The sequence below is a fragment of the Blastococcus sp. CCUG 61487 genome, assembly GCF_005222955.1.
GTDB lineage: Bacteria > Actinomycetota > Actinomycetes > Mycobacteriales > Geodermatophilaceae > Blastococcus.
Map to the genome: position 1 here is coordinate 1 of NZ_LWUA01000257.1, position 6,614 is coordinate 6,614.

General features: G+C 68.8%; 4 protein-coding genes. All 4 read right to left on the bottom strand.

What is annotated here, in order from left to right; genetic code table 11:
* Positions 1-287: 287 nt before the first annotated feature.
* Positions 288-2,603, bottom strand: a complete 2,316-nt coding sequence (locus A6V29_RS16185) for a DEAD/DEAH box helicase (RefSeq protein ID WP_137161254.1) — start codon at positions 2,601-2,603, stop codon at positions 288-290.
* Positions 2,604-2,611: 8 nt separating this feature from the next.
* On the bottom strand, positions 2,612-4,039 hold the full coding sequence (locus tag A6V29_RS16190; RefSeq protein WP_137161255.1) for an ATP-binding protein: 1,428 nt from the start codon (positions 4,037-4,039) through the stop codon (positions 2,612-2,614).
* Complete coding sequence (locus tag A6V29_RS16195; RefSeq protein WP_170977909.1) at positions 4,036-6,300, bottom strand: TerB N-terminal domain-containing protein; 2,265 nt, start codon at positions 6,298-6,300, stop codon at positions 4,036-4,038. The genes A6V29_RS16190 and A6V29_RS16195 overlap by 4 nt, the downstream gene beginning before the upstream one ends.
* Positions 6,301-6,386: 86 nt before the next feature.
* Positions 6,387-6,614, bottom strand: a 228-nt coding sequence (locus A6V29_RS16200; protein ID WP_170977910.1) for a transposase, incomplete at its 5' end; no start/stop codon positions are given.

Here is a 6,614-nt window from a genome sequence, read left to right on the forward strand (position 1 = left end):
CCACTCAGCGGGACGTCACCCCTGCGCCGGATAGGCGACAACCCTGAGCTACCCGATCGGGACGACGTGGGTTCGGGGCCTCGCTCCGTCCTCGTCAGTGGAGTGCGGACCGGGGTGTCCGAGCAGGTGCGCAGCGTCCCGTCGACACGAACTCGGGGTGCTGCCGACGAGGATCGGCTCTCGCCCCGAGGGGGCGGGCGCGCCGAGATGGCTGACGGCGCAGCGCAGCGGCGCGCCTCGCTGTTGTCTCCAGACGCCTGCGTCCTGTCGGGGCGGGTGGTTGATGGTCACTGGCCGCCAGCATCTGGGCCTGGCGCGCTCGCCTCCTTCAGAAGCCGCAGGACCGTCTGGTGGGCGCTGACGGTGTCGAGTGACCGAGCGGCGTAGTCCTCGTCCAGCAGAGCATCGTCGAGCCACATGTCGTACTTGTTGGTCTGCTTGGCGTGAACCGAGGCGGCAAGGGCGATCGGGTCGTGTGGACCTGCGGATGCGAGCGTCGCCAGGACCGCCAGGACCTGGTCCTTACTGTCCCGCTCGCAGGTGATCGTCAGGCCGTCGTTGGCGGCCTCGATGCCTTGGTCTCGTAGCAAGGCGGTCAAGGTGTTTGCGGTCCGGGTGCCTACCCAGGGAACGAGGACGGCGGCAGAGCCGCGTGCGAGGAGACTTTGCTGCGCGAGACCGTGACGACGGAAGTTCGCTCGCGCATCGGCCAGCAGCTGACGCGCGGGGACGTTGAGAAAGGCGGGAAGTCGGTCGCTGGCGAGGAGGTCTCGCATGTGGGCACGGACGTGGTCATGCACGGCGGCTCCGTCACCGGCGAATGTGGGTGGGCGGCCGCCAACTGCGCGGGCGAGGTCGATGGACCGTTGGCGGTCGTCGATGCCGGTGACTCGCCACCGCCGACCGCCGAAGATCAGGCTGAGACCGATGTAGAGGGGAAAGTCGACGGGCAGGACGCCGAGCAGTCGGCCGCCGGTCAGCAGCCGGTATTCCTCAGGGCTGGTGAAGGCCGCGTAGAAGCTGTAGTGGTTAACGGTCCGCTCCCCCACCTCGCCCAGCAGAAGCGTCCCGTCGGTGCTCTGATCGATGACTTCCCGATCGGCGAGGGACCGCAGCAGGGCCTTGAACCGTGGTGGGGACGTGGCGTGAAACGGTCCGTCGATGTCGCAGAGGGCGCGGTAGGCATCGAGCGGAGTTACACCGCCGTGCTGCGCGATGAGACTCAGCAGCTGCTGCACGAGCGTGGAGGTATGTAGGACCGCCGGGTCGGGCGGTTCGCACCAGCCGTCGAGGAGCAGTTCGATGATGGCGGTGGTTTGCACCAGGGAGCCGCGCAGCTGATCGGCCAGCGGGGTGCGGGAGTCGATCTCCGGCTCGGTGATGTAGGTCCGTAGCACCGCTGGTTCACCGCGGCGGCCGGAGCGGCCGAGGCGCTGGCGCAGGCCGGCGACGCTCGGCGGTGACCCGACCTGAGCGATGGATGCGACGCTGCCGATGTCGATGCCCATCTCCAAGGTGGTGGTCGCGACAGCGGTCACCGGCCGGGTGGGGTCCTTGAGTGCGGCTTCGACTTCTTCGCGGAGTTCCTTGGACAAGCTGCCGTGGTGCGGGAAAAACTCGTTCGGTCGGTGCGCCTGTTCAGACAGCCGCCGCAGCTGGTCGGCGTACATCTCGACCTTGCCGCGGGAGTTGGCGAAGACAAGGTTGTCGCTGCCCCGAAGGACGTCGAAGAGGTGTGTGCTGATCAGGCGAGTGCTGGTTAGGGTCGCGTCCTCGTCCGCTTCCTCGCGCGGCTGTTCGGATTCCCCATCGCGTGTGCCGGTCGCGCCGGGACGCGGTGCGCTCTCGACGTAGCCGCGGACGGCGAGCCGGAGGTCCTGTCCTCCCATGGCGGACTCCACGAGCGTGACCTGGTCGGGCGTCGAGGGCCGCAGTTGCGCTGCCGCCAGGCGCATGTCGCCGAGCGTGGCCGACAGGCCGACGCGGACGATCCGTCGGCGCGCGGCCAGTTCCAGGCGATGCAGCAGGGAGCGGAGTTGGGCTCCGCGTTCGGTGCCGAGGAAGGCGTGGAGTTCGTCGACGACGATGTAGCGCAATCGGGCGAACAGGCCAGGAACCGTGGTGCCGCGGAGCACGAAGATCGCTTCGAGCGACTCGGGTGTGGTGAGCAGGATCCCGGACGGAGCCTTGAGCAGCTTGGTCTTGCGGTCGGCGGCGACGTCGCCGTGCCAGCGGTGGACCGCGAGGTCTGTGCCATCGCACAGGTCGGTGAGTCGCCCGTACTGGTCGTTGATGAGGGCCTTGAGCGGTGCGACATAAAGCGCCTGGAGGCCGGTGCCGGGGGCGGGGTCGTCGAGCAAGTTGCTGATGATGGGCAGGAAGGCCGCCTCCGTCTTACCCCCGGCGGTGGCGGCGGAGACGAGGACGTCACCAGTTGGCTGAATTAGCAGCGGGATGGCGCGTTCCTGGGCGTCTCGTAGGCCGGTCCAGTTCGCGCTGTAGATCCAGCGTTGCACATGCGGATGGAGCCGTCCGAACGCACGGCTGCCCCTCTGATCGCTGACGCCCGGGGTGCCGTCGGGATCACTGATGGAAGTGGTCATCCGGTCGGTCAGAGACGGAAGTTGGCCAGGTCGTCGTCCTGGTCCTCGACCGCGTGCGCACTCGTGGCACTGGGCAGAGGGGCGGTCGCTGGCGGAGCGAAGTTCAGCGGTTCTGCGGTAGTGGCCTCGCCGTCGCTGGGCGAGGAGTCTGGCAGCGGTTCCAGGTCCGGGTTGGACTCGGGCGCGAGTTGGACCTGGCCGATGAGGGCGCGCCAGTCCACCCCCGGGTTCTGCTCCACGACGGCGAGCAGGTTGAGGAACTCGCGGATCGTTGCCCGAGGGGTGCGGAAGTAGGCGTCGCCGACGCGGGTGGAGCAGTGCTGCATGAACGCGTGCAGCGCCTCGTCGGGCAGCAGGTAGTCGTCGGGGTCGCCGGCTGCGTAGACGTGGCGCAGCTTGGTCAGCAGCACGTACATGTCTTCGGGGGTGAGGTTGGCCAGGCGCAGGACGGGGCTGGACATGTCGACGAGGCCGCCCACGGCGAAGGCGTTTTCCGCCAGGCGGCTGCGCAGCGCCTCGTAGCTGTAGAGACCGCGGCGGCTGTCCATGAGCAGTTCCGGGGTTCCGCCGAAGCAGACGCCTAGACCGGGGGCTCGTCCCTGCAGGCAGTCGTTGACGATGCGCAGGACTTGTTCGTAGTTGCTGTTGCGGCTCTGCGTGTGGGCGAGCTTGTACAGGTTGACCATCTCGTCGAGGCAGATGAGCAGGCCGCTGTAGCCGGCGAGGCGCACGAAGTTGGCGAGGAGCTTCAGTGCGTCGTAGAAGTTGGCGTCGTCGATGACTGTGCGGACGCCGAGCGCCGCGCGGGCTTCGGTCTTGGTGGTGTATTCGGCCCGGAGCCAGCGGATGGCGTCGTTCTTGAGTTGGTCGTTTCCGGTGTCGTAGCCGCGCCAGTAGGCGCCGATGACGTGGGCGAAGTCGTAGCCGCCGACCATCTCTGCCAGCTCAGCGAGCCTGCGGGTGATGACTTTGTCGACGTTAGTGCCGGTGGTGTCTGCTTCGTTCCGGGCCGAGGTGACGAACCGTTCGACGACGGCGGGCAGGGCGCCACCGTCGGGTGCCGCGCGGGTGGCGAGGTTGCGCATCAGCTCGGCATAGAGGGAACGCGCCTGCCCACTGGTGGATTGCAGCCGACGATCGGGTGTCAGGTCGGCTCGTGCTGTCACCAGCTTCTTCTCGGCCGCGATCGAGCTGGTCAGCGACAGGAAGAAGGTCTTTCCGGCGCCGTACTCGCCGATGATGAACCGGATCAGCGAGCCGCCGTCAGCGACGCGGTCCAGGTCGGCGGCGAGGGCCTGCACTTCCCGGGCGCGTCCGACCTGAACGTGCTGGAATCCGGCGCGCGGGACGACTCCGGCGCGGAGCGAGTTGATGATGGCGTCGCGCTCGCGGGGACGCAGCCGACCGACGGTCGCTGGGGTCGCTGGGGTGGTCACCGGAGGAGCTCCTCGAGGGCATAGCTGTTGATGTCGATGGGGTCGTGGCCTTCGCAGACGGGTTCGCCGGTTGCCTCGACGGCCGCCTCGTTCAGGGTGTCGATGGCGCCGTCGGGCAGTAGCCGGTGGGTGCTGCACAGCGTGGCGAAGGCGGGGCGGTTCCACCGGGGTGCTGCGATGAGCGCCCTCAGGAGGTGGCTGTGCGGCAGGTCCAGGCCGGTGATGAGGCCGGTGTCGCCGTCGGGCTCGTTCCCGTCGGCCGCGGTTGGCGCCGTTGTGGAGGCGGATTCCTGGAGTGGCTCGTTGGTTGTGTCGGCGAAGATGTCCGCGAGCAGTGCCGCGACCTGCTCGCTGTCTCGGCGAGTGCGGGCGAGCAGGTCGGGATCAAGCTCGATCGGCGCGGGACCGGTCGCGATCTCGGGCGCAGCATGACGACCGCGGCGGTCTGTCGGGGCCGGTGGAGGGGCCAGGGTGAAGTCGGCGGCGGGGCGGCCGGCCGTGCGCGCGGAGAACAGCGGATCACTGTGTCGGCGGGCGGAGGTGGCTGCGGCGTGGACTTGTGTGTAGGCGTCGGTGGACTCGAAGCCGAGCACGGTGAACAGCCGAGAGATCTGATCGGTCTCTGAAGGGCTGATGGCGCCGTCTGCGGCGGCCACGGCGAGCAGGAGTCCTGCCGCTTCTTGCCGCTGGGTGTCGTCCAGCGCGGCGGCGCGTTTCCGCAGCGCGGCGAGGGTGGGCGGTCGCTGCAGCACGATGTCGAGATGGGCGTGCAGCCGCGCCTGCTCGTTATCGGCGAGACCGACACCGCGGCTGATGTGGTCGAGCATCGCCCGGGTCTCGCTGTCGGCGATGGCTCCGTCGGCGGCGGCGACGGCGGCGGCCAGTTGCACCAGCGCGACCGCGGATGCGTAGTTCGGGTTGGGTGTCGCGGCGGTTGGTGCGCTGCTGGGCGTGGGCAGGGTGAAAAGCACTACGTCGCCGGCGGGCGGCGGTGGCGTGCCGCCGAAGCGCACGTCGGGCTCGATGCCGATGCTCTGTCGTTCCAGCAGGGTCGCCAGCAGCTCCGCTTCGGCCTTGTTGAGCCGATCGGGGCGGCCGGCGGGCCATCGGCTGATGAGCTCGACGCCTGGAACGCGGCGGCGAGGAGCGTCACCAAGAGCGCCGCGGACCCAGTCGAGCAGGTCTCGGGTGCTTTGATTGGGAACCGCGTTGAGATAGGGCGGCAACACGGCCAGGGCCGCCGGCGATCCCGGATCTGCACCGCTGCGGCCGAGGTAACGGCTGTAGGCGTCCAGGTCGTTGGTGGCTTGCTCGGCGATCTCGGCGAACTTGGTGACCGGGCCACGCAGCGCGCGGACGTCGGGCAGACCGAGATCCCGGGTACCTCCCGGTAGGCCGGCGCTGGCCGGGCGGTAGTCCAGTTGCAGGCGCTTCTTGTTCTCTTTGACGATGAGGCCGTCACCGAAGCGTCGGGTGTACAGCGTGGCAAAGGCGGCGGCGAACTGCTCGGGGCAGCGCTTGACCGGGGTGCGGGTGCGGCTCTCGGGGTGCTGCTGCCACCAGGCCTGCGCCCAGGCAGCGGGGATCGGGCGGCCGTCGGCGAGCAGCTGGCCCAGTCCGATGCAGACGTCGAACGGAAGGTCGTATCCCCAGTCGGCGGGTGCTGGTGGTGCTGAGTGGTAACGGCGGCCGGTGTCGATAGGAGTGGCCCACTGCAGCAGGTCGGTGGCGTAGCGCCGGAACGAGTGGTTGTCCCCGTACAGGTCGAGCAGGCGCTGCACTTCCCGGAGCAACAGCAACCGCTCTGGGTTCGCTTCGTGCAGTTCATGGGCCAGACGACGTTCGAGTCCGTAGAAGTAGATGAAGACGAACCCGATGGGTGCCTCGGGGTGGTTGCGGCCGTCGGCGAGCCAGCGCAGAAGGCCGCCACGTTCGGCCGGGCTTAGTTCGCTGTAGGAAGGCCAGTAGCCCAACCCCAGTCCGCTGCTGTCCGCGCGCGCGAGGTCGACCGGAAGTGCAGGGTCCAGCAGGGATGGTTCGATCTCGTATCCGCGAACGGAGGGCAGGTCAGAGCCGACGTAGAGCAGACCACCGTGGATCGGTAGCCCGGCGATGGTCGCGGTTGTCCCATACGGCAGCCACCGTCCGGGAATGCGGGCCCGCTTGGGCCGTGCCGGCGGTGGTGCGCTGGGACGGCCAATGTCCAGTCGGATGGTGTACTCCGCGGGACGGTGCGACTCGATCCGGATGCGGGGCTGCACTACCGGCTGCATCAATGGCTGCGTTGGCGGGCCGTGCCCCGTGGGGTGGTGTAGATCGTCCGCGTGCTGCTCTGCGGTGTTGCTGACTATGCCGTCTGCAGGGCGGGCTGGTCGATCACCTCGCTGGGGTCGGTGCAGCGGGGCTCGAGAGCGGTCGGCTCGGGCGGGTTGAGCAGAGCCATGGAGGCTTCGGAGAGGTAGCGGCGGTCGGAGACCTGCCACTCGTCGTGGGCCTCGATCAGCACGCAGCTGGCCAGCCGGAGCAGGGCGGTGTCGTCGGGGAAGATGCCCACGACGTCGGTGCGCCGCTTGAC